The sequence below is a fragment of the Gordonia mangrovi genome (genome assembly GCF_024734075.1).
In the GTDB taxonomy this organism is placed as follows: domain Bacteria; phylum Actinomycetota; class Actinomycetes; order Mycobacteriales; family Mycobacteriaceae; genus Gordonia; species Gordonia mangrovi.
On record NZ_CP102850.1, the window covers coordinates 2,285,581 to 2,309,497 of the forward strand.

At 67.8% G+C, this 23,917-nt stretch carries 19 protein-coding genes; 7 read left to right on the forward strand and 12 right to left on the reverse strand.

The genetic code is table 11. The features are described from left to right. Positions 1 to 7: 7 nt before the first annotated feature. Positions 8 to 2,032: a TPM domain-containing protein gene (locus NWF22_RS10430; protein WP_160901650.1), complete on the reverse strand. Its 2,025-nt coding sequence runs from the start codon at positions 2,030 to 2,032 to the stop codon at positions 8 to 10. Between the two features lie 96 nt (positions 2,033 to 2,128). Then, positions 2,129 to 2,935: an LLM class F420-dependent oxidoreductase gene (locus tag NWF22_RS10435; RefSeq protein ID WP_160901651.1), complete on the reverse strand. Its 807-nt coding sequence runs from the start codon at positions 2,933 to 2,935 to the stop codon at positions 2,129 to 2,131. A gap of 77 nt (positions 2,936 to 3,012) precedes the next feature. Here NWF22_RS10435 and NWF22_RS10440 point away from each other — a divergent pair, with 77 nt between their 5' ends. The 3 genes from NWF22_RS10440 (at position 3,013) to NWF22_RS10450 (ending at position 6,335) form a co-directional block, all read left to right on the forward strand. Next, positions 3,013 to 4,167 carry a MalY/PatB family protein gene (locus NWF22_RS10440; protein ID WP_373691992.1) on the forward strand — a complete coding sequence of 385 codons (1,155 nt, stop codon included), beginning with the start codon at positions 3,013 to 3,015 and terminating at the stop codon, positions 4,165 to 4,167. Positions 4,168 to 4,352: 185 nt separating this feature from the next. Beyond that, the gene (exaC, locus tag NWF22_RS10445) at positions 4,353 to 5,876 is read left to right on the forward strand and encodes an acetaldehyde dehydrogenase ExaC (RefSeq protein ID WP_160901652.1); all 1,524 of its coding nucleotides are present in this window, start codon (positions 4,353 to 4,355) and stop codon (positions 5,874 to 5,876) included. A 36-nt stretch (positions 5,877 to 5,912) separates the two neighbouring features. Further along, a complete protein-coding gene (locus NWF22_RS10450) occupies positions 5,913 to 6,335 on the forward strand; it encodes a DUF779 domain-containing protein (RefSeq protein WP_160901653.1) in 423 nt (140 codons plus the stop codon). 13 nt (positions 6,336 to 6,348) lie between these two features. On the opposite strand, the gene NWF22_RS10455 is transcribed toward NWF22_RS10450, so the two are convergent. Both NWF22_RS10455 and NWF22_RS10460 read right to left on the reverse strand, forming a co-directional pair. Beyond that, on the reverse strand, positions 6,349 to 7,029 hold the full coding sequence (locus NWF22_RS10455; RefSeq protein ID WP_160901654.1) for a nitroreductase: 681 nt from the start codon (positions 7,027 to 7,029) through the stop codon (positions 6,349 to 6,351). A 29-nt stretch (positions 7,030 to 7,058) separates the two neighbouring features. Beyond that, entirely contained in the window at positions 7,059 to 7,868 is an 810-nt protein-coding gene (locus tag NWF22_RS10460) for a PIG-L deacetylase family protein (RefSeq protein WP_160901655.1), read from the reverse strand. A 118-nt stretch (positions 7,869 to 7,986) separates the two neighbouring features. Here NWF22_RS10460 and NWF22_RS10465 point away from each other — a divergent pair, with 118 nt between their 5' ends. The 4 genes from NWF22_RS10465 (at position 7,987) to NWF22_RS10480 (ending at position 14,034) form a co-directional block, all read left to right on the forward strand. Further along, positions 7,987 to 9,564, forward strand: a complete 1,578-nt coding sequence (locus NWF22_RS10465; protein WP_160901656.1) for an HNH endonuclease signature motif containing protein — start codon at positions 7,987 to 7,989, stop codon at positions 9,562 to 9,564. 254 nt (positions 9,565 to 9,818) lie between these two features. After that, positions 9,819 to 11,327 (forward strand): SulP family inorganic anion transporter, encoded by a 1,509-nt coding sequence (locus tag NWF22_RS10470; protein ID WP_373691993.1) that lies wholly within the window; start codon positions 9,819 to 9,821, stop codon positions 11,325 to 11,327. A gap of 4 nt (positions 11,328 to 11,331) precedes the next feature. Beyond that, positions 11,332 to 11,766 carry a MerR family transcriptional regulator gene (locus tag NWF22_RS10475; RefSeq protein ID WP_160901658.1) on the forward strand — a complete coding sequence of 145 codons (435 nt, stop codon included), beginning with the start codon at positions 11,332 to 11,334 and terminating at the stop codon, positions 11,764 to 11,766. Between the two features lie 66 nt (positions 11,767 to 11,832). Next, positions 11,833 to 14,034, forward strand: a complete 2,202-nt coding sequence (locus NWF22_RS10480) for a DUF2254 domain-containing protein (protein ID WP_160901659.1) — start codon at positions 11,833 to 11,835, stop codon at positions 14,032 to 14,034. Here NWF22_RS10480 and NWF22_RS10485 read toward each other — a convergent pair. Genes NWF22_RS10485 through NWF22_RS10520 form a run of 8 tightly spaced genes read right to left on the reverse strand, consistent with a single transcriptional unit; the run spans position 14,004 to position 23,915 of the window. Further along, positions 14,004 to 14,795: an IclR family transcriptional regulator gene (locus NWF22_RS10485; RefSeq protein WP_160901660.1), complete on the reverse strand. Its 792-nt coding sequence runs from the start codon at positions 14,793 to 14,795 to the stop codon at positions 14,004 to 14,006. The genes NWF22_RS10480 and NWF22_RS10485 overlap by 31 nt on opposite strands. Before the next feature lie 26 nt (positions 14,796 to 14,821). Continuing rightward, positions 14,822 to 15,220 carry a type II toxin-antitoxin system VapC family toxin gene (locus NWF22_RS10490; protein ID WP_160901661.1) on the reverse strand — a complete coding sequence of 133 codons (399 nt, stop codon included), beginning with the start codon at positions 15,218 to 15,220 and terminating at the stop codon, positions 14,822 to 14,824. Next, entirely contained in the window at positions 15,217 to 15,450 is a 234-nt protein-coding gene (locus NWF22_RS10495) for a type II toxin-antitoxin system Phd/YefM family antitoxin (RefSeq protein ID WP_160901662.1), read from the reverse strand. The genes NWF22_RS10490 and NWF22_RS10495 overlap by 4 nt, the downstream gene beginning before the upstream one ends. Positions 15,451 to 15,507: 57 nt before the next feature. After that, a complete protein-coding gene (locus tag NWF22_RS10500) occupies positions 15,508 to 17,964 on the reverse strand; it encodes a GcvT family protein (protein WP_160901663.1) in 2,457 nt (818 codons plus the stop codon). 54 nt (positions 17,965 to 18,018) lie between these two features. Beyond that, positions 18,019 to 18,867 (reverse strand): formyltetrahydrofolate deformylase, encoded by an 849-nt coding sequence (gene purU / locus NWF22_RS10505; protein ID WP_160901664.1) that lies wholly within the window; start codon positions 18,865 to 18,867, stop codon positions 18,019 to 18,021. Positions 18,868 to 18,901: 34 nt separating this feature from the next. After that, the gene (locus tag NWF22_RS10510) at positions 18,902 to 19,468 is read right to left on the reverse strand and encodes a sarcosine oxidase subunit gamma (protein ID WP_160901665.1); all 567 of its coding nucleotides are present in this window, start codon (positions 19,466 to 19,468) and stop codon (positions 18,902 to 18,904) included. Further along, positions 19,461 to 22,625 (reverse strand): sarcosine oxidase subunit delta, encoded by a 3,165-nt coding sequence (locus NWF22_RS10515; RefSeq protein ID WP_160901666.1) that lies wholly within the window; start codon positions 22,623 to 22,625, stop codon positions 19,461 to 19,463. Before NWF22_RS10515 ends, NWF22_RS10510 begins: the two co-directional genes overlap by 8 nt. 27 nt (positions 22,626 to 22,652) lie before the next feature. Further along, positions 22,653 to 23,915, reverse strand: a complete 1,263-nt coding sequence (locus NWF22_RS10520; RefSeq protein ID WP_160901667.1) for a sarcosine oxidase subunit beta family protein — start codon at positions 23,913 to 23,915, stop codon at positions 22,653 to 22,655. Positions 23,916 to 23,917: the final 2 nt, after the last annotated feature.

The following is a 23,917-nucleotide window of genomic DNA, read 5'->3' on the forward strand; positions in this document are numbered from 1 at the left end:
AGTCCCGTCAGAAGCGGCCGCCGACCCCGATCCTTCCGGAACTGCCCGAACCGCCGAAGGAGCCGGGGCTGCGGCCGCCGCTGCCGTAGCCACCGCCGAATCCGCCGCCTCCCCAGCCGCCGCGCCCGCCGCCCATGGTGCCGCGCAGAAAACTGTCGACCAGGATGCCGCCGAGCACGGCACCGCCGACGGAAGGCCCCGTCGGGTGCGGTGTCTGGTTCTGTTGCCACTGCACTACGTCACCCTGCGCCGCCATCAACGCCTGGTCGGCCAGATAGCCTGCGCGGCGGGCGCTCTGGGCGGCCCGCACGGCGTCGGTGGTACCGGCGGCGGTGGCCTCGGCCAGCAGTCGCTGGGCTTCGGCGAGCCGGGTGCGGGCAGTGGACTGGATGGCGCCGCGCCGGGTCGAGATGAAATCGTTCGCGGCCGACACCTTTGCCTGCGCGGCGGTCACCGCCGAGTTCAGCAGCTCGGCGCGGCGCTGGCGCTCCGCCGAACTCGCCCGTGCATCCGCGAGTGCGTCGTCGAGGTCGGCGTCGGCATCCACCAGCGCGGTGAACGTGCCGAGCGGGTCGTCACCGAACTCCGTGCGTGCCGCCGACAGTGCGCTGGTCGCCCGTTGTACCGCGGTGGCCAGTGCGGGACCGCCGTCGCCGCTCAGCGCCGCGGCCTCGGCCAGTTCCCCGTCGACCTCGTCGATCAGTGCGGGCATCCGGGTGTGGGCGGCGGCGATATTCGCCTCTGCGTTGTCGATCGCGTCGAGCAGCCGGTTGGCCTGCTCCAGGGCACCCTCGGCGGAGCGGATCGCCGCCACCGCGGGCCCCTGTTCGCCGGCCGGCGCCGACACGGCCTCCCGCCCCTGATCGGCGCTGTGTTCGGCGAACTCGATCTCCTCGCGCGCCAGGTCGACGTTGTCGGTGATCGACACGAGCACCGTCTCGCCGTGTCGGCCGATCAAAGAGTCCAGCTTGATCTGCGACTGCTCCATCCGGGCGCGCACCGCGACCAGCTTCTGGGTGAGCTCGGCCAGCCGCGAATCGGCGTTGATCAGCAGGTTGCGCATCGCGTCGAAGCTCTCCACCTGGGCATCGAGCGCCGCATCGACATCGGTGCAGGTGGTGATGATCTGGACCAGCATGGCGCGTTGCTCGTCCGGGGTCTCCGGGATCGAGTCGTCGAGGAGTTGACGCACGGTGAACGATTCGGCCAGCCCGCGTTTGGCCTCGGCGAGGGCTTCGGTGAACGGCGCGGTCTCCACCTGCCCGAACTCACTGATCGCCAGAGCCAGTTCTTCTTCGCTGGTGCGGATGGCGTTGTCGGTGTCGGTCAGTACTTCGCGCGACCACGGGTCGAGCACGTCGAGCGGCTGTGCCACCAGCTGCTCGCCGGTCAGCTCCTGCTCCCGCATGGCTTCCACGCCGGCCTCGATGCGTTGCCGCTTGCGGCGCCGCCGGTACAGCAGGAAGCCGCCACCGCCGACCACCGCGACCCCGCCGACGGCGAGCGCGGTGTAGAGACCGGCATTCGACGGTGTCATCGCGGCGTTGATGCCGTCGACGGCGGCCTGGCCGGCGCCGGCCCAGTCGCTGTCTTTCAGGGCCGGGACGATGTCGCCGCGCGCGATGTCCTCGATGGCGGACTGGTCGAGGCCCTCCACCGATTCGGGCGCGTTGAAGTAGTACGCGCGGTCGTCGGTCGCGACGGCAAGCAGTACGTCAGTGTCGCCGAGATCGCTGATGGCCGCGGTCTGCGTGGCCCACTGCTCGGCGGACATTCCGTCGAAGTCGCGCACGTAGACCACCCACAGCTGCACCTCGTGATCGGTGTAGAGCTGGTCGATCGACGCCTGCAGGTCGGTGCGCTGGGCGGTGGTGAGCACGTTGGCCGAGTCCACGACCTGGGTGGGGAGCCGCGACGGCGGCTCGGCGTGGGCCCGTGCGGACAGGAGGACGGCGGGCGCGACGAGCGCGACAAGACCGAGGACGGCGACGGTCAGGCCCAGCCGACGGAGCAGCGTGGCAGAGGCAAGCATGCGTCCCAATCTATCCGCCACATCCGACCGTGCGGGCGTGCCGTCGTCCCCGGCCGTGTCGGTCGGTGACCGCGGTCGGTCAGCTGAGGTGTCCGATCAGCTGTTCTGACTGTCGCGCCACTTGCAGACGGCTTCGAGAACCGACAGGTCGTAGTCGGGGCCGCTCGACCCGACCGTGAGCAGCGAGATACCTGCCTTCACCAGTTCGTCGGCCTCGCGCAGCGCGTCGTCGACGGTCCGCGCCTGCAGCGCGGCGGAGTGTTCGATCTGGATGGGGTCGCGGCCGACCGTCGCGCAGTGGTCGGCGAGGATGTCCGCTTTGCGTTCATAGGTGGGCACGTCGACGAAGAAGTGCCAGATGTTCGCGTGTTCGGCGACGTAGCGCAGCGTCTTCTTCTCCCCACCGCCACCGATGAGCACCGGGATGTCGCGGGTGGGCTGCGGATTCAGCTTGCCCAGCCGGTCGGCGATCCGGGGCAGCGACTCGCCGAGGTCGTTCAGTCGTCCGCCGGCGGTGCCGAACTCGTAGCCGTACTCGTCGTAGTCCTTCTGGAACCAGCCCGATCCGATACCCAGGATGAGACGGCCGTCCGAGATGTGGTCGACGGTGCGGGCCATATCCGCGAGCAACTCCGGGTTGCGGTAGGAGTTGCAGGTGACCAGCGCACCGATCTCCACGCGGCTGGTCTGTTCGGCCCACGCGCCGAGCATCGTCCAGCATTCGAAATGCTCACCGTCGGGGTCGCCGTAGAGCGGGTAGAAGTGATCCCAGTTGAACGCGATGTCGACGCCCATGTCCTCGGCGCGGCGGACCGCGTCGCGGATCATCGGATACTGGGGGGCGTGCTGCGGCTGCAGCTGGACACCGACGCGGACAGGGAAATCGCGAGCTGTGAACGTCATGAGTTCCAGTCTGCCGAAGGAAAGCCGCTGCGTCATTGTCCGAATCAGGTTGTCCTGGGCGGTGGTAAGCAGGACGGGTGACGATGCGACCGCATGCTCCCCACCTGTCCGAACTGCGCCGGCGCACCAGCATCAAGTGGCGCGCGTACCCCGATGACGTCGTGCCGATGTTCGTCGCCGAGATGGACTTCGAGCTCGCGCCGGTGGTCGCCGACGCGATGATCGACCAGATCCGCGCTTCCGACGTCGGCTACTCGGGCGGCGCGGGCGCGGTCGGGGAGGCGTTCGCGGGGTTCGCGCAGCGCCGCTGGGCATGGGACGTCGCTCCCACCGACATCCGCCTCACCACCGACGTCAGCGTGGTGATCGTGGAGGCGTTGCGGGTCGCCATCTCCCCGGGTGATCGGGTGATCATCACCCCGCCGGTGTATCCGCCGTTCTTCGAACTCATCCCCGAGGCCGGCGGGCAGGTGTGCGAGGTGCCGTTGCGGTGCGACGAGGACCGCACCTGGTCGCTCGACCTCGACGGGATCGGCCGTGAACTCGCGGCCGGGGCGCGCGCGGTGCTGTTGTGTCACCCGCACAATCCGCTCGGCCTGATCCATCCGGCCGACGACCTCGTCGCGCTGGCCGAACTCGCCGCGACACACGGTGCGATGGTGATCAGCGACGAGATCCACGCGCCGCTGGTCCATCCCGGCCGGGAGTTCACGCCGTTCCTCGCGACGGGCGACATCGCACGGCAGGTCGGCATCGCCGCCCACTCCGCGAGCAAGGGTTTCAACATCGCCGGTGCCAAGTGCGCGTTGATGATCGCCGCGTCGGACACCACGCGGGCGACGCTGGACCGCCAGCCCGAGGAGGTGGGTGTGCGCACCAGCATCATCGGCCGCGCGGGGACCGCGGCAGGGTTCGCGAAGGGGGACGACTGGCTCGACGCGACACTCGAGGTCCTCGTCGGGAACCTGGATCTGCTGTCCGGCTGGCTCGAGGCCGAGTTGCCCGAGGTGACGCTGCACCGACCGGCGGCTTCGTACCTGGCGTGGCTCGACTTCCGGGCCACCGGCCTCGGCGACGACCCCGCCGCTGCGATCCTGGAGAAGGGGCGGGTGGCCCTGCACTCCGGACCCGCGTTCGGTCGTGCGGGCACGGGGTTCGCGCGGCTCAATGTGGGCTGCTCGCCGGAGTTGCTCCGTGCGGGTCTGGCCGGGATACAGCGCGCCGTCCGCTGAGCTCGACGGTCTCGAATGGGTTGCTGACCTGGTACTTCGCTGTGTTGCAACGTTCTGTACGTGACTGCAACGTAGGTGCAACGCGGCCGCTCCTACGCTGTGCATCAGATCACATCGACCCCGTTGCGTGGGGCGGGTGACACCACCGGAGAACACCTCAATCGGAACAGCATGAGGAGCAGTAGATGACCGTCTTCGCGAAACCCGGAACCGACGGCTCGGTGATGAGCTACGAGTCCCGCTACGACAACTGGATCGGCGGCCAGTGGACGCCGCCGGTGAAGGGACAGTACTTCGAGAACCCGTCACCGGTGGACGGCAAGACGTTCTGTGAGGTCGCCCGCTCGACCTCCGAGGACATCGAACTCGCGCTGGACGCCGCGCACAAGGCCGCCCCGCAGTGGGGCAAGGTGCCGGTTGCCGAGCGGTCGCTGGTCCTGCTGCGCATCGCCGACCGGATGGAAGAGAACCTCGAGAAACTTGCCGTCGCCGAGACCTGGGACAACGGCAAGGCCGTCCGCGAGACCCTGGCCGCCGACATCCCGCTGGCCATCGACCACTTCCGCTACTTCGCCGGCGCGTTGCGTGCCCAGGAGGGTTCGATCTCCGAAGTCGACGAGGACACCGTCGCCTACCACTTCCACGAGCCGCTCGGCGTTGTCGGACAGATCATCCCGTGGAACTTCCCGATCCTGATGGCCGTGTGGAAGCTGGCCCCGGCACTGGCCGCAGGCAACGCGGTGGTGCTCAAGCCGGCCGAGCAGACCCCCGCATCGATTCTCTACCTGATGAGCCTCATCGCCGACCTGCTGCCCGCCGGCGTCCTGAACGTCGTCAACGGGTTCGGTGTCGAGGCAGGTAAGCCGCTCGCCTCCAGCAACCGCATCCGCAAGATCGCCTTCACCGGTGAGACCACCACCGGCCGCCTGATCATGCAGTACGCCTCGGAGAACCTGATCCCGGTCACCCTGGAGCTGGGCGGCAAGAGCCCGAATATCTTCTTCGACGACGTGATGAGCGCCGACGACGGGTTCCTCGACCGGGCGCTGGAAGGCTTCTCGATGTTCGCGCTGAATCAGGGCGAGGTCTGCACCTGCCCGAGCCGCGCACTCATCCAGGAGAACATCTTCGACGACTTCATCGCCAAGGCCGTCGACCGGGTCGGCCAGATCAAGCAGGGCAACCCGCTCGACACCGACACGATGATGGGCGCCCAGGCCTCCAACGACCAGTTCGAGAAGATCAGCTCGTACCTGGAGATCGGCAAGCAGGAGGGCGCAAAAGTGCTCACCGGTGGCGAGCCCGCCGATCTCGGCGGCGACCTGTCGGGCGGCTACTACATCAAGCCGACCGTGTTCGACGGCCACAACAAGATGCGCATCTTCCAGGAGGAGATCTTCGGGCCGGTGCTCGCGGTGACCACGTTCTCCGACTACGCGGACGCCATCCACATCGCCAACGACACCCTCTACGGCCTCGGTGCCGGCGTGTGGAGCCGCGACGGCGCCACCGCCTACCGTGCCGGCCGCGAGATCCAGGCCGGTCGCGTGTGGACCAACACCTATCACGACTACCCGGCCCACGCCGCATTCGGTGGTTACAAGCAGTCGGGCATCGGGCGTGAGACCCACCTGATGATGCTCGAGCACTACCAGCAGACCAAGAACCTGCTGGTCGGCTACGCCCAGAATGCCAAGGGCTTCTTCTGATCCGAGGCGCAACCCAGAAAGCAGAGGTGAAAACCCGTGTCGGACCAGCAGGTTCCTGATCGGGTGGTCGCCACAGACACCGCCGTGCAGCTCCTGACGAAACTGTCGGAGCTGCACGGCGGCCTCATGATCCATCAGTCAGGTGGATGCTGTGACGGCTCGGCCCCCATGTGCTATCCGGTCGGCGAGTACCGCGTCGGCCAGCGCGACGTCCTCGTCGGTGAGATCGAACTGACCGAACCCCTTCCCGCCGTGCGGGTCTGGATCAACGGAGATCAGTTCGAGCTGTGGAAGCACACGCAACTGATCCTCGACGTGGTGACCGGCCGTGGTGCCGGGTTCAGTCTGGAAGCGCCGGAAGGCGTTCGCTTTCTCTCGCGCTCACGGGCGTTCAGTCCGGAGGAGAACGAGGCGCTCGAGGCGAATCCGCCTCAGACGGGTGCCGCCGTCGGCGCGTGACACTGCGACTCGGCTACTGTTCGAACCCCACAAAGGTGGCGGCTTCCTCAACCGACTTACGTTCGGAGACCACGGCATTGGCCGGGAAGGTGTGATCCGGCCAGCCCAGCGCGATGCTCTTCATGATCACTTGGTCGTCCGGGATGCCGGCATGTTCTCGCACCACGGGCGACTGCATGATGCCCTGACTGTTGATCACCGCCCCCAACCCGCGCGACCAGGCCGCGTTGACCAGCGCGGTGGAGACCGCGCCGCAATCGAATGGTGTGTCGTCGCTGCCGTCGAGAATGCGGTCGTAGGTCACGATCACACAGACCGGGGCATCGAACTGACGGAACCCCCGCAGCACCCAGTCGTGCCGCATCTCCGTGTTGTCGCGGGCAATACCCATCGCGCCGAACAGCTGCTTGGCAACCCGGACTTGGCGTTCACGATGTGGGCCGGTGAACTTCTCGGCGCCCGTCCGGAACTCGCGTGAATGGGGCACGCCGGCGAGGTTGCGCTCGGTGTTTCCCGCCCGGATGCGATCGAGCGGCTCTCCCGTGATCACATGGAAATTCCAGGGCTGCGTGTTCATCGATGACGGGGCTCGCATCGCGAGGGCCAGGATTTCCTCGATCAGCTCGCGCGGGACCGGGTCCGGCGTGAACCCGCGGATGCTGCGACGCCCAAGGATCACTTCGTCGTACTGCATCGTCGATCTCCCCTCGCGTGAATCGAACATCACGGCAGTATTCCACGCTGCCCCTCGTCCAGCCACCAGCCCTGCACCATGCCTTCCGGCCGCCCGGGCTCGATGTAGTGCTCCGTCCCGAAGGCGAACGGGAACATCTCGACCGGTAGCTCGAGGAGCTGGCGGACGTCGGTCTGGCTGGCGTGACAGGCGAGCGCCTCGCGTTTGGTCATCACGTCGTCGCCGAGATCGACGGCCCAATGCAGTTCGGCCTCGGGCGTGCCGATCGGGTTCCCGTCATCGCCGCGCAGGTCCGGATCGAATCCTTCCATGCCCATCTCTTTGGCGAGGGTGAACAACTGTCGCATGAGGTCGCGGTTCATGGTGACCTCGAGGTAGCGGGGTCGCTTCGACGCGAGTTCGGCTGCGGCGCGGGTGGTGTGGTGCAGCATGATGTGATCGGGATGGCCGTAGCCGCCGTGCCAGTCGTAGCCGACGACGACATCGGCGGACTCCTGGTCCAGGATGTCGGCCAGACGACGGGCCGCTTCGCCGAGGTCGGCGCGCGAGAAGACCCCGTCGACGTTGTTCTGCGCCCATCCGGTCATCCCGGAGTCGCCGTAACCGAGCCACGCGATCCGGGCCGTGCCGGTGATGCGTGCGGACGCTTCGGCCTCACCGCGCCGACGGCTCACAATGGTCTCACCGGGTGCCAGATCGTCCGGGACGTCGCCGGGATCGCCGTCGGTGCAGTAGACCACCACCACACGGTGGCCTTCGCGCGATGCACGGATCATGCTGCCGGCGGTACCGGTCCCCTCGTCGTCGGGATGCGCGTGGACGAAGACGATTGTGCTCATGGGTCGATCATGCTCGCCCCGGGGTTCTACTCGGTTGGCGGGCTCGTTGTGCACAGCTCGAAAGGTGCGCTGAGCTGCGGCGACGAAACTTGTCGGTGGTTGCCGATAGCTTGGTGTCATGAAATCGAGCGCACCGGCGTTGGCCCAGATGGCCGACGATGAACAGCACTCGGCCACCGAGTTGGTCGAGGTGCTCCATCACACGAACGCGGTGCGCGCATCGGCCGATTACCGGATGTTGCAGGCGGCCGGCCTGATCCATGAGGAACGCGAACAAGATCATCTGGTGCGGTTGGCCGCCGCCCTCGGTGAGTCGGAGACTTCGCTGGCCAACCTGGAACGCCTCGCACTGCGCGCGGCGGCCGGGGAGGACCCGCGCGCTCAGTACGGGCCCACCGGCCTGGAGATGGCCATCGCCGAGGTCGGTGCCGCGTTGACGGTGCCGCCTGGGCGGGCGCGGGAGTTCATCGAGGCCGGCAGCGTGTTGCGTCACCAATTGCCGTTCACCGGCGCCACTCTGGGTGCCGGGCGGATCGATCTGGCGCGGTTTCTGCTGGTGGTGCGTCGCACCACCCTGGTCGACTCCGCGAAGTTCGACGTGCTCGACAAAGAGATCGCCGCGGCCATCGAATCGCGGGAGCCGATGTCGATGACTCGGTTCACCACGATGATCGACAAGTTGATCGCCGACGTCGACCCGGCCGCGGTGCGTCGCCGCCGAGAACGCGTGGATGCCGACCGCGACATCAGTGTGCGACCCGACCGCCACACGCCGGGACAGTCCCGCATCGGGGGTGTGTTGCCGGCCGAGCAGGCCGCCGCGATTGATGCCCGTCTGTCGGCGATGGCTGCTGGCGTGCATCCCGACGACCCGCGCACCGCGGCCCAGCGCCGCGCCGATGCGTTGGTCGCCCTCGCCGACGGCGCCGACCGGTTGGTGTGCGGCTGCGAGGTCTGCACGACCGATGACGCCGAGGTCAGTGGTGAGGCCGAAAACAGTGGCGAACAGGACGTCGCTCCGGCCGCATCAGTCGATGCCGATGCCGATGCCGATGCCGATGCCGACACGTCGGACTGCGCACCGCGTCCGACCTTCCACATCGTGGTGAATCTGAGCACCCTGCTCGGCCACGACGATGATCCGGCCTTCCTCGACGGCCAGGGCATCATCGACGCCGACACCGCCCGCGCCTTGCTGGCCGAGGCCAAGCGCTGCTACGTCACCCCCGACACCACCAATCTCGCACAGGCCGACCGGTATGCACCGTCGAAGAAGCTCGCCGACCTGATCCGGGCGGGCGAATTGTGTTGCAGCTTTCCCGGCTGCAACAACCGTGCCTATCACGCCGATGTCGACCATTCGGTTCCGCACGGCGAAGGTGGTGCGACCGATGCGCGAAACCTCAAGCCGCTGTGCAGGTTTCATCACAGGATCAAAACGTTCGCGACGGGGTGGCGCGACTATCAGGATCCGTTGGGCACGGTGTTCTTCCAATCACCGACCGGTCATACCTACCTGGGTAACGCGTTCACCGGGCGTGATCTGTTCGGGTCGCTGACCTGCAGCACCCGGCCACCCGACGATCCGGCCCGACAACGCATCGACACCATCCGCGACCGACGCTCGAGGTCGGTCAAGCGCGCCGACACACGCGCGATGGAACGCTGGAACAAGCAGAACCCACCACCGTTCTGAGTGTGCGGGGGGATCTCGATACGCCCTCGGCTAGCGCCTCGGGCTGCTTGATCAGCAGTCGGGTGTTCTGCACCACATCGACGCTTGCGGATTTGCAACCCTACCCTCCCCGAAGGGTAGAGTTCCGCGTGTCGCCGGCGCGGTGGCCGCCGGCATTCGTCTCGCCGATCGCAATGATGCGGTCGGCGCCCAGCATCGTTGTAGGTGACGAGATCACCGTGTGCCGTCGTGCGCTTGGCGGCGGCCCGAAGGAGATGTCCATGTCGTCGACCACCGTGGTCTCGCCCCAGCGCGAGCAGTCGGTCATCGCCGCGCTGCGCTCGCCGCGTCGACTCCGCACCGAGGTCCTCGCCGGCCTCGTCGTCGCACTCGCACTGATCCCGGAGGCGATCTCGTTCTCGATCATCGCCGGTGTCGACCCGCGCGTCGGGCTGTTCGCCTCGTTCACGATGGCGGTCACCATCGCCATTGTCGGCGGCCGGCCCGCGATGATCTCTGCGGCCACCGGCGCGGTCGCGCTGGTGGTGGCGCCGCTGGTGGCCAGCCACGGCCTCGACTACCTGATCGCCGCGGTGATCCTGGCCGGCATCTTCCAGATGCTGCTCGGCGGGCTCGGCGTGGCGAAACTGATGCGGTTCATCCCGCGCAGCGTGATGGTCGGCTTCGTCAACGCGCTGGCGATCCTGATCTTCAGCGCTCAGCTGCCGCATCTGCTCGGGGTGCCGTGGCTGGTGTATCCGATGGTGGCGATCGGCATCGCCATCATCGTGCTGATGCCGCGACTGACCACCGTCATCCCCGCTCCGCTGGTGGCCATCGTGCTGCTCACCGCGGTGACCATCGCCGCAAGTCTCTCGGTACCCAACGTCGGTGACGAGGGGGAACTGCCCGACAGTCTGCCCGCCTGGCTCATCCCCGACATCCCGTTCACCTGGGACACGCTCACCATCATCGCGCCCTATGCGTTCACGATGGCTTTGGTCGGACTGCTGGAGTCGCTGATGACCGCCAAGCTCGTCGACGACATCACCGACACCCACTCCGACAAGTCACGCGAGGCCGTCGGCCAGGGCGTGGCGAACATCGTCACCGGCTTCTTCGGCGGCATGGGCGGCTGCGCGATGATCGGCCAGACGATGATCAACGTGAAGTCCTCCGGCGCGCGGACGCGCATCTCCACCTTCCTCGCCGGTGTCTTCCTGCTCATCCTCGTCGTCGGCCTGGGGGATGTGGTGGCGCTGATCCCGATGGCTGCGCTCGTCGCGGTGATGATCATGGTGTCGGTCGCCACCTTCGACTGGCACAGCATCAACCCGAAGACGTTGCGGCGCATGCCCAAAAGCGAGATCACCGTCATGCTCGCCACCGTCGTCGTCACCGTCGTCACCCACAACCTGGCCTACGGCGTGATCGTCGGTGTCATCACCGCGATGGTGCTCTTCGCCCGTCGGGTGGCGCATCTGACCGAGGTCGTCGACGTGGCCCATCCCGACGAGGACACCCGCGTCTATGCCGTGCGCGGCGAGCTGTTCTTCGCCTCCAGCAATGACCTCGTCTACCAGTTCGACTACGTGGGCGATCCGCGCAACGTCGTCATCGACATGAGCGACTCGCACATCTGGGACGCCTCGACGGTGGCCACCCTCGATGCCATCACCACCAAGTACGCGGCCAAAGGCAAGACAGCCACCATCGTCGGGCTCAACGACAGCAGCGCCGAACGTCACGAACGACTCAGCGGCCATCTCGCCGGTGCGCACTGAGACCATGACCGGGAACCCAGGGCCGGACACGCAGGCGCCGGACACCGCCGACGACCTGTTCCAGATCGGTGAGGTGGCCAACCGCACCGAACTGTCCATCAAAACCATTCGGCACTACGACGAGGTCGGACTCGCTGCGCCATCGGCCCGGTCGGCCGGAGGTTTCCGGCTGTACACCCGTGGCGACATCGATCGACTGCTCGTCATCCGCCGGATGAAGCCGGCGGGATTCAGCCTCGACGACATGCGCCGCCTGCTCGACGCGGAGTCCGTGCTCGACGACCCGGACGCGACCGCCGACCGCAAGGTCGCCGCAGCAACCGAGCTCGCCGAGTTCCACGACCGCGCGCAGGAAGCGTGCCGAAAGCTCACCCGCCAACTGTCGTATGCCGAGGAGCTGACACAGCAACTCGCTGCCCGGGCCGCCGTTCGGTTCTGACCGTCCCCCGCTCGGGATGTGCAGCGATACCCTGCGGGTGGACGGTTTCGCAGTAGTGTCACATCCATGGCGCGGTGGTTCGATCAGACGATCGTCGACGAGGGTCGGTTGCCACTGTTCTTCCTGCTCGTCGCCTTCGTGATCACCTTCCTGTTCATCCGGTTCAGTGTGCGGATGATCCGGGCCGAGGTCAGCTGGTGGCCGGGCAACGTCACCCCCGGCGGGGTCCATGTGCATCACGTGTTCTTCGGGATGGTGCTGATGCTGTTGTCGGGCTTCGGGTTCTTTGTCGTGGACCCGTTCCGCACACCCGTCGCCGACTGCATCCTGGCGGCGCTGTTCGGCATCGGTGCGGCGCTGGTGCTCGACGAGTTCGCGCTGCTCCTGCATCTGCGCGATGTGTACTGGTCGGAGGAGGGTCGCACCTCGATCGACGCCGTGTTCGTGGCGATCGCGATCGGGCTGCTGTTCCTGATGGGGGTGCACCCGCTCGCCTCCGACGACGTCGTCGGCGGTTTCCGCGACGCCGCCGACAACTCCACCCGCATCGGTCTGGTGATAGCCGTGGCGATCAATGTCGCGTTGGCGATCATCACGCTGCTCAAGGGCAAGGTGTGGACGGGTCTGATCGGGTTGTTCTTCCCGTTCCTGCTGCTGTTCACCGCGATCCGGGTGGCCCGGCCCCGCTCACCGTGGGCGCGGTGGCGGTATGGCGAGCGCCCCCGCAAACAGCAGAAAGCACTCGACCGCGAGATGCGATATCGGGAACCGATCGTGCGCGCCAAAATCGTCGTGCAGGAGGCGGTGGCCGGCCGGTTCGGCCTGCCCGAGCAGCCGGCCGCCGCGCCGCGCGAACCGCGGGTAGAACCGGTCGCGGCGCGTCGCAGGCCCGGCCGGCTGATCACCGCGGTGCGCTGGCGTCGCACCCGCCGCGAACTGAAACGCGAGCCGCCGTGGCGGCTGCCGACACTGATGGTGTCCGCGGCGATCGTGGGCGGCCTGATCGCTGTCTCCCTCGACGACTCGTTCGCCACCTACGTTCTCGACGCCGGGACCACCGCAACCCTGCTGGGTGTGATCGCCGGCGCGATGGCCACACTCACCGGTTTGGTGTTCACCGCGGTGACGTTGGCGATGCAATTCGGTGCCTCGCAGATCTCCATCCGAGTGATCCCGATGCTGCAGCAGGACCGGGTGATGCGCGGATCGGTCGGACTGTTCCTGTCGACGTTCGCGTTCACCGTGATCGTGGCGGTCGACCTCACGGCGGTCTCCGACGGCTCCGACGCGCCGGCCGTGTCGACGTCGATCGCCATCGCCCTCACTCTGGCGAGCGCCTTCATGTTCATCATGCTCATCGGCAAGGTCGGCAGCATCCTCAATTCCACCCAGCTGCTGCGATGGATCGAATCGCAGGGTCGGCTGGCCGTCGTCCGGCAGTATCCGGATCATCAACCGACGATCGCCGGTGCGGCGATCAGCGGGTCGGCCACTCTGATCGACGACCCCCGGCCGGTGAGCATGACGGTGACCCTGCGCGACGCACCCAGCCAGGGGCGGGTGCTGCTCGCGATCAACCTCGACCGCATCCAGCGACTCGCCGACCGTTGGGATGTGCGGGTCGACCTGCTGGTGGGTGTCGGCGACTATGTGCCGCACCATGCGGATGTCTTCGAGATCGTCGGCGATCACCGCGACGTGCGTTCCCAGCAGTTGCTGTCGTGTCTGTTGTTCGGGGACAGCCACGGGCCGTCGGTGAGTCCGGCGGCGGCCCTGCAGGCGATCTCCGACGTCGCGCTCAAGGCACTCTCACCGTCGGTCAACGATCCCAGCCGGGCGGTGCAGGCGATCGACCACGCCGGTGATCTGTTGCTGATGCTGGCACCGCGTGTTGCCGCGGAGGAACAGCACAGCACGTTGACGCTGATCGGCGGCTACCGGCGCACCTGGGGCGACTATGTCGGCATCGCCACCGATCAGGTCCGGCACTTCGGCCGCGGATCGATCCAGGTGCAGCGGCGGCTGCGGGCGCTGTACGAGACCCTGGGTGAACAGTGCACCGACGAACAGCAGACTGCGCTCCAGGAGCGGCTCGCTGCGCTCGACGCGCAGGTCGACATCGACTGGACCACACCGATCGACCGGCGCCTGGCCCACGCCGCCGACCGGCAGGGGTACGGCTCGGAGGAGGGACGCGTGCGTCAGCGTCGGCTGCGGATCAACACGACCACGCAGAGTCAGGCGCCGGCCGACCCGGCCGCGCGATAGCCGAACAACCGGCTGAGGTCGGCGGCCGCGGTGGTCACCGTCGCCACGATCTTTGCCGCGTCGTCGGGATCGAGACGGTAACGCGGCCCCGACACGCTCAATGCCCAGACCAGCTCTCCGGTGTGATCACGGACGGGTGCGGCGAATGCGACCAGCCCCACCTCGAGCTCCTCGACCGCCATCGCCCAGCCCCGGCGCTTGACCGTACGAACCTCCTCGACCAGCTCGTCGATGTCGACGATGGTGGCGTCGGTGAACCGTTCGAGCTCGCCGGCCAGCTTCTCGCGGAGTTCGGTCTCGGAGAGCTCGGCGAGCAGCACCTTGCCCGACGACGTCGCGTACGCCGGTGACGCCTGCCCGACCCAGGTCTGCAGCGCGACGCTCGACGAGCCGGCCGCCTCGATGACGTTGATCGCCTGCGATTGGTTGAGGACCGCGAGGTTGGTGGTCTCGCCGGTCTGCGTGGCCACGGCGTCGCAGGTGTCCTGACCGCATTTGGTCATGTCGAGGGTTGCCATGGTCGATCCGGCCAGCCGGACGATGGTCAGCCCGATTCGATACTTACGCCCGTCCGGCACCTGCTCCACGAATCCGCGCGCCTCCAGCGACGAGAGAATGCGCGAGACGGTGGACTTGTGCACGCCCAACTCCAGGGCCAGCTCGGTGACACCTGCCGAACCGGCGACACCGATGAGCTCCATCACCTGCAGTGCCCGATCGACTGCACCCGGGCGGTCGGACTCTGCGCGTTCGTCTGCCATGACGCCGTTCAGGCTACCGGTGGGTGTCATCGGCGGGTGTCGAGGACGGGTGTTCTCGCGCCGTCGAGGACGCGCTGGTCACTCGTCGCGACGGTGAGTCCACGACGTGCCGCCTGAGCGACGATCATTCGGTCGAACGGGTCACGATGATCCCACGCGAGCTGACCCGCCATCGCCGCATCCGCGGAGTCGATCGAGAGATCTGTGACGTTCATCGTCTCCAGGGTCTCCGTCCACGACGACAGGACTGGAGTTCCGTCGAACCGGCCGAGCCGGGTCTTGATCGCGATCTCCCAACATGAGGCTGCGGACACGGCGAGGTCGTTGGTCTGGTCCGCAAGAGCCTCACGGGCCGGGTCGGACATCTTCGCCGGCATCGTGACCAGCCATAAGAAGGCGTTGGTGTCCAGCAGATATGCCGTCACCGCGAGCCTTCCCAGGCCGCGAGTTCCTCGGCGGGGAGCGGGTCGTCGAACGACTCCGGCACGACGACGTTGGGCAGCTGACCGAAGGTGCGGGGCCGTGCGTGCGCAGGCGAGAGCACGGCGACGGGCCGGCCGTGATTGGTGATGGTCACGGTGGCCCCGGAGCGTTCGACCTCGGCCAGGATCGCGTTGAGCCGAGCTTTCGCCTCGGTGCTGGTGACAACCTTCATGTGGCCAGTCTATCCACGATCGGACCAGTGGAACTAGTCCGAATAGGCTGATCTGTCTCATCCCCTCACCCGCGCCATCTCGGGATCGACCACCGGGTCGGCGACGACGACGGCTGCGTAGCGGGTGGTCTGGTAGGCGACGCCGACTTCGGCGCCGTCGGCGACATCGGTGGGCAACCAGGCATATGCGAGGCAGGCGCCGATGGTCGCCGACCATCCGGCACTGGTGATGTAGCCGACCACGACCCCATCCACCGCGACCGGCTCTTTGCCGAGGACCACGGCGGCCGGATCGGTGAACCGCAGGGTGCGCAGGGTCTTCGGAGCTCCGCGTTCGGCGAGTGCGGACTTTCCGACGAAATCCTCCTTGGACATCCGCACGGCGAAGTCGAGTCCGGCGGCGGCGGGCGTGTGTTCGATGGTCATGTCGGTACCCGCCGAGCGGTACCCCTTCTCGATACGCAGACTGTTGAAGGCGATCCGGCCGGCCGCGATGATGCCGTGTGGCTCACCCGCCGACATCAGGGTGTCCCACAGGGCGCGGCCGTTGGCCGCGGACGTGTAGATCTCCCAGCCGAGTTCACCCACGTACGACACCCGCATCAGCGTCACCGGGACCGCGCCGACGGTGGTGGTCATCGCGCGGAAGTACCGCAACCCGTCATTGGTCAGGTCGGCGGGGGTCAGTGGTGCCAGCACATCGCGCGCCAGCGGCCCCCACAGTCCGAGGCAGCAGGTGGCCGCGGTGATGTCGCGCAACGTCACCGAACCGTCCGCCGGGAGATGCCGGCCGATCCAGTCGAAGTCCAGCGGGCCGTTGGCACCCACCTGGAACACGTCCTCGGCGAGGCGGGCGACGGTCAGATCCGAACGGACGCCACCCTTGTCGTCGAGCATCAGCGTGTACGTCACCGAACCCACGGACTTGTCCAACTTGTTCGTGGTGAGCTGCTGCAGCAGTGCGAGGGCGCCCGGCCCGGAGAGTTCGAACCGGGTCAGCGGGGTCATGTCGTACACGGCGACGTGGCTGCGCGTGTGCGCGGCCTCGGCGACCGAGATCGGCGACCAGTGCCGGGCCGACCAGGAGTCGCGGTGCGGGATCTGCAGGCCGTCGGCGACCTTCTGGTCGAGCAGTGGCCGGTTGGCCTCGAACCAGGCGGGGCGCTCCCACAGTCCGCTCTCCCAGAACTGTGCGCCGAGGTCGGCCGCCCGGTCGTGGAAGGGGCTGGTGCGGACGTTGCGTGGTGCGCGGCGCTGGTCGTGCGGGTGGACGATGTCGTAGACCTCGACGAACGACTGGGAGCTGGTGGTGAGGATGACGTCGTCGGACAGCGCCTCATCCTCGAAGCGGTAGAGGTCGGTCTCGTGCACGTCGACGCCGGGTGTACCGTCGATCATCCACTCGGCCATGGTCTTCGCCACGCCGGCGGAATGGGTGACCCAGACGGCCTCGGCGACCCAGAAGCCTGCGAGGTCGCGGTGTTCACCCATGATCGAATGTCCGTCGGGGGTGAACGAGAAGATGCCGTTGAAGCCCTCCTCCACCTTCCCGCCGCCTAGCTCGGGCAGCAACGCGACGGTGTGCTGCCACGCGTCGTCGAAGTCGTCCGGGGTGAACATGAGCTTCGACGGCATCTCGTCGAGCGAGATCTTGCTGTCGTAGTCGAGATTGCCCACATCCGAGGGCATCGGGCGGTGCCCGTAGTAGCCGATGCCGATGCGGTCACCGTGCTCGCGGTAGTAGAGGTCATGGTCCTGATGCCGCAGGATCGGCAGCGAGGCCTCGGTCAGTGCGGAGTTGATGCCGCGTCGGGAGTCGACGGCGGTGGTGATCGCGTACTGGTGGGCCATCGGCACCAGCGGAATGGTCAGCCCCACCCGCCGGCCGAACTCGCGTCCCCAGAACCCGGTGCAGCACACCACGATGTCGGCGTCGACGACGCCGTTCGCGGTGCGTACGCCGCACACCTCGCCGTTGTTCTCGACGACGTCGATCACCTCCTGCTCGCTGCGGAACACCGCACCCCGCGACATGGCCCGGTGCGCTTGGGCCTCCACGGCGCGCATCGCCTTGGCGAGGCCGTCGTTGGGGGTGTGCAGGCCGCCGAGGACCAGATCGCGGTCGATCAGCGGGTACATCGCGGCGCACTCCGCGGCGTTGATGAGGTGGTGCTCGACACCGCGGGACGCGGCCCAGCCGGCCTTGCGGTGCAGGTCGTCCCACCGCTCGGGGGTGGTGGCCAACTCGAGGCCGCCCACCGGATTGAAGCACCAGCCGTCGGGATGCTCCAACGACGAGAACTTCTCGATCGTGTAGGAGGCGAGCTCGGTCATCGTCTTGGACGGGTTGGTCGCGAAGACGAGACCGGGTGCGTGCGAGGTGGAGCCGCCGGTGGCGAAGAGCGGGCCGCGGTCGAGGACCGTGACGTCGGTCCAACCGCGCGCGGTGAGTTCGTCGGCCAGGGAGGTGCCGACGATGCCGGCGCCGACGATCACGACTTTCGGTGCAGCCATGGGAATCTGTCTTTCTCGGGTGGGTGGTTCGGGGGTTCCGCGGTGTGGATCGGGTCAGGTGAAGACGACGGTGCTGGTGCCGTTCATCAGCACCCGGTTCTCGCTGTGCCAGCGCACCGCCCGCGACAGCGCGAGTGCCTCGGCGTCGCTGCCGACGGTGGCCAGTCGGCGCGGATCGTGGGTGTGGTCGATGCGGATGACCTCTTGCTCGATGATCGGGCCCTCGTCGAGGTCGGGGGTCACGTAGTGGGCGGTGGCGCCGACATATTTCACCCCACGCTGGTGCGCCTGGTGATACGGCTTGGCACCTTTGAAGCCCGGCAGGAACGAGTGGTGGATGTTGATGGCGCGTCCGCGCAATGCCGAACACGTGTCGTCGGAGAGGATCTGCATGTACCGGGCCAACACCACCAGGTCGGCGTCGTAGGACGACACCAGGTCGAGCATCGCGGTCTCGGCCTGCGCCTTGGTGTCCGGGGTCACCGGGATGTGATGGAACGGCAGCCCCGCGGATTCGGCCATCGGCGCGAGATCGGTGTGGTTGGAGGCGACCGCGACGAGGTCGCCGCCGAGGGTGCCGGACCGCCACCGGAAGATCAGGTCGTTGAGGCAGTGCCCCAGCCGTGACACCATCACCAGGATCCGCTGCGGCGTCTGGTCATCGATCGCGTACTCGGCGTCGAGTCCGCTGGCGAGATGATCGAAGGCAGCCGACAGCTGCTCCGAGCCGGACTGGCGGGCCGACGCGAATTCGGTCCGCACGAACAGGGTGTGGGTGATCGGGTCGTCGAACTGCTGATGGTCGAGCACCTCACAGCCGTGGCTGTAGAGGAACGAGCTGATCGCATGCATGACACCGCCGCGCGACGGGCATCGCAGGGTGAGGGTGAAACGGTCGGACATGGGGTTCCTCTACGGGAGGGGGATGGAAAGTGGATCAGGGGGTTGTGGCGACGTACTCGGTGGCGGCGTCGACGAGCCAGCCGGCGAGATAGTCGGCGAAGGAGCTGCGGACGAAGATCGCGAAACCGTCCGGCACGCGATGCATGATGACGCCGGCCTGGGCGAGCTGGGTCTGGATCACGTCGTCGGGACCGAAGGCGTTCGGGGACAGGTCAATCGCACATCCGTGGGCGAGGATCGTCTCGGCGTGGGGCCCGCCGAGCACCAGCCGGGTGCGCTGTCCGGACACATCGGCCACGTACGCGCTGTCGCGGGCACGATCGCCGATCGTCGCGGCCAACACGTGCGGTGCGACATCGGCCGCGTAGCACAGGAACTCGTCGGGTCCCAGCCAGAGTGCCGTCTCCTGCCCGGTGTGCGCCGTCTGGCAGACCCCCGGCAACTCGAGTCGTTTACCCGCTTCGGGCCCGGTGGGTCGGACCACGGTCTGGGCGACGGGGGTCTCGGCGAGCAGGATCGCCGGGGCGAGTGCGGCGAACCGGTCCGACCAGTCGCGCAGCGGACCGATCGGCTCCAGGTCGGGAATGGTGATGTCAGCCATCGCGTCGGGCTCCTTCGGCATCGACGAAAACAGTGGAGGTGATCTCGACTTCGCACAACGTGTCGCCGACGGGTACGTCGAGACGGGTGCCGATGAGATCGCGGCCACCCTGCACCAGGGCCAGTGCGAACGGCCTGCCCAATTCGGCGCTGCGGTAGCTCGACGTCACGTGGCCGAGCATCGGGACCGGCGGAGGCGGCAGCGTGCGGTCGGGGCGATGGGAGATGATCTGCGATCCCTCCGGCAGCCAGGTGGTGCCGTCGGTCGGCAACAGGCCCACGAGATGCTTGCGGTCGGATGCCGTCGCCGAGGCGCGTGCGAAGGAGCGCTTCCCGATGAAGTCGGGCTTCTTCTTCGACACCGCCCAACTCATCCCCAGGTCGTGCGGGGTGACGGTGCCGTCGGTGTCCTGCCCGATGATCGGATAGCCCTTCTCGGCGCGCAGCACATGCATAGTCTCGGTGCCGTACGGGGTGATGCCGTACGGCTCGCCGGCCGCGATCAGCCCCCGCCACAACGCATCCGCATAGTTGGCGCCGACGTTGACCTCGTAGGCGAGCTCACCGGAGAAGCTGATGCGGCCGATGCGGACGGGCACCCCGCGGTAGGTGGTGTCGCGCCAGCCCATGAACTCGAAGGCCTCGGTGGAGACGTCGAGGTCGGCGAACACCGCCCCGACGACGTCGCGCGACCGGGGTCCCACCACCGGGAAGGTGGCCACCTGGTCGGTGAGCGACGTCATCCACACGCGCAGTTCCGGCCATTCGGTCTGATGCCACTCCTCCATCCAGTCGAGGATGGCGGCGGCATTGCCGGTGGTGGTGTACACGGTGTAGCGGTCGGTGGCGGTGCGCATCACCGTGCCGTCGTCCTTGACCATCCCGTCCGCGCCGCACATGACGCCGTAGCGGACCTTGCCGACCGCCAGGGTGCTCATCATGTTGGTGTAAAGCAGGTCGAGGAACGTTGGGGCGTCGGGCCCGGCGACGTCGATGACGCCGAGGGTGGAGCCGTCCAGAATGCCGACACCCGTGCGGACCGCGGCACATTCGCGCAGCACGGCATCATGCATGTCCTCGCCGCCGCGCGGGTAGTACCGGGGTCGCTTCCACTGGCCGACATCCTCGAAGACGGCACCGCGTTCGACATGCCAGTCGTGGATCGGCGTCCGCCGCACCGGGTCGTAGCCGTCCCCGCGGTCGCGGCCGGCGAGTGCGGCGAAGGTGACCGGGGTGTAGGGCGGACGGAAGGTGGTGGTGCCGGCGGCATCGACCGGGATACCGAGCATCTGCGCGACGATCCCCGAGGTCACGATGCCCGAGGTCTTGCCCTGGTCGTGGCCGGTACCGATGGTGGTGTAGCGCTTGACATGTTCCACCGACCGCATGCCGGCGCCGAGCGCCCGGGCGATGTCGGCGACGGTGGCGTCGCGCTGCAGGTCGACGAACGACGTCGAGTCCCCGCCGTGCGGATCGGGCACATACCAGCAGACGGCGGGTGCCGCCGGGGTGCGTTCGGTGACCCGCGGGACGGCACGGAACTCCGGCAGTGGACGGCCCAGACCGTTCAGGCTCGCGACCGCACCGCGTCGGCCGCTCGCCAGACATGCGGTCAGGGTTGTGAGACCGTCTGCAGCGCCGACGATCTCGGTGTTCGCCACGGTGCCGGTGGGCAGGAAGGCCGATGCGTGGTCGTCGAAGGCGATCGTCCCCCGCAGCTGGCTCCACAGGTGTACCGCCGGATTCCAGCCACCGCTGACCAAGACGGTGTCACAGGCGATAGAAGTATCGTCGCTCAGGTCGACCGCGGTGACCGCATCGGTGCCGTGCGCGCGGGTCACGGTGGTGTCGGCCAGGATCGGGACGCCACGGCGCTGCGCCTTCTCGCGCAGGTCCGCGCTCACCGTCGCGCGGACATCGACGATGGCGGGCACCGACATGCCTGCGTCGACAAGAGCGAAGGCGGCCGCATACGCCGCGTCGCAGGCGGTGAACACCACCGCCGTGCGCCCCACCCGCACCCCGTACCGCTTCAGGTACTCGGCGCCGGCACCGGCGAGCATGACGCCGGGCAGATCGTTGCCGGCGAACACGATCGGGCGTTCGTGGGCGCCGGTGGCGATGACGATGCGGCGGGCCCGGATCCGGTGCACCCGCTGCCGCGACACGTGGGCGGGCGCAGCGGTGCCGAGATGGTCGGTGCGGTGCTCGACGGCGAGAATGAAACCGTCGTCGTAGGCGCCGAACGCGGTTGTCCTGGTCAGCCGCGTGACGTGGGCATACGAATCGAGTTCGGCGACCGCGTCGGTCACCCATCGGGCACCGGGTGTCGCGCCGCCGGGTTCACCGCGCTCGTCGACGAGCAGCACCCGCGCACCGGCGCGGGCGGAGATGACGGCCGACATCAGACCGGCCGCCCCCGCCCCCACCACCAGGACGTCGGGATGATGGTGCAGTGCGTCGTAGCGGGCGTCGTCGACGGTGGTGCTGAGCTTGCCCCAGCCCGGGACGCCATGTGCGACGAGCCCGGAGCACAGAGCGACGGTGGTGGCAGGGATCATCGGCTCCACGAACGGCGCATCGACACCGACCTGCGCGGTCGCATCCTCGGCCCACGCGCCGGTGATGCCGCGCGGCCGTCCGAGGTTGACACTGTTGGTGACCACCCGTACGCCGTTGGCGAGCAGCGCGGACGCCAACGTGTCGCCCGCGTAGCCGCGGTAGGTCACACCGTCGAACTCGAAGTCGATGGGGCGCGAGCGGTCGATACGGCCGCCGGTTCCGGTGCGGAAGGGTTGGGATCCGGCATGGGTGGGGGGATTGGCCTCTTGTCGCTGATTGAGTAGCCCCGAGCCGCTAGGCGAGGGGTGTATCGAAATCAGCCCACCGTCGGGCGTATCGAGACCACGTCCGCCGGTGGTGGCGAACTCGTACGTCACCGTGTCCCGCTCGAGGGTGAACCACTGGCGGCAGCCGGAGGTGTGGCACCAGCGTTCGGTCATCGCGCCCTTGGGATTCGGGCGGAAGAACAGGTAGTGCGCCCAGTCGGTGTCGTCGAGTTCGGCCGGCTGCTCGGGGTAGGCGATACCGGCGGCGGCGCCGTAGTGGAACTCGGTCTCTTCACGGGGCCCGCAATGCGGGCACGGGATCATCTGCATGGTGGCGTCTCTGTACTCGGGGCGGGATCAGTGGGCCACGGCGGCGGCGCCGTGTTCGTCGATGAGGCGACCGGTGACGAACCGGTCGAGGGCAAACGGTGCGTTGATGGCGTGGGGTGTTCCGGTTGCCACCGTGTGGGCCAGACACCAGCCGACCCCGGGCGTCGCCTTGAAACCGCCGGTGCCCCAGCCGCAGTTGAGGTACAGGTTCTCGTACGGGGTGGCGCCGACGATGGGGGAGGCATCCGGGGTGACATCGACGATCCCGCCCCAGGTGCGCAACAGCCGGGCCCGGCCGAACACGGGGAACAGTTCCACGGCCGCGGCCATCTGTCGTTCGATGATGTGGAAAGCGCCGCGCTGCCCGTAGCCGTTGTAGGAGTCGACCCCGGCGCCCATCACCAGTTCACCCTTGTGGGCCTGGGAGACATAGACGTGCACCGCATTCGACATCACCACCGTCGGGTGGATGGGTTCGAGCAGCTCGGACACCAGCGCCTGCAGCGGATGGCTCTGGATCGGCACCCGGAAGCCGAGCTGGTCGGTGAGCGTGGAGGTGTGACCGGCCGCGCACAGGGCCACCGTCCCCGCGCCGATCCGGCCGAGGTTGGTCTCGACCCCGGTGACGCGGTCGACGTCGGTGACGAACCCGGTGACCTCGCAGTTCTGGATGATGTCGATCCCGGCGTCGCTCGCGCTGCGGGCGAAACCCCAGGCGACGTAGTCGTGTTTGGCGATGCCGCCGCGCGGCTGGAAGGTGGCACCGAGCACCGGATAGCGGATGTCGGCCGAGGTGTTCACGATCGGACACACGTGCGCCACCTGTTTCGGATCGAGCCATTCCGCGTCGATGCCGTTGAGCCGGTTGGCCTCCACCCGCCGGATGCTGTCGCGCACATCCTGCTCGGTATGGGCGAGGTTCAGTACGCCGCGCTGGCTGAACAGGATCGGGTAGCCGAGTTCGTCCTCGAGACCCTCCCACAGTTTCAGCGAGTGCTCGTAGATGCCGGCGCTCTCGTCCCACAGGTAGTTGGAACGGATGAGGGTGGTGTTGCGGGCCATGTTGCCGCCGGCCAGCCAGCCGCGCTCCAGGACGGCGACATTGGTGATGCCGTGGTTGCGGGCCAGGTAGTGGGCGGTGGCCAGACCGTGGCCGCCGCCACCCACGATGACGACGTCGTAGTTCTTCTTGGGTTCGGGTGCCCGCCAAAGGAACTCGGGGTGGTGAGGGAGGTGCGCACCGGGTGGGAGGTCGGCGTCGGGGGAAGGCGCGAGGGGATCTGTGGTCATCG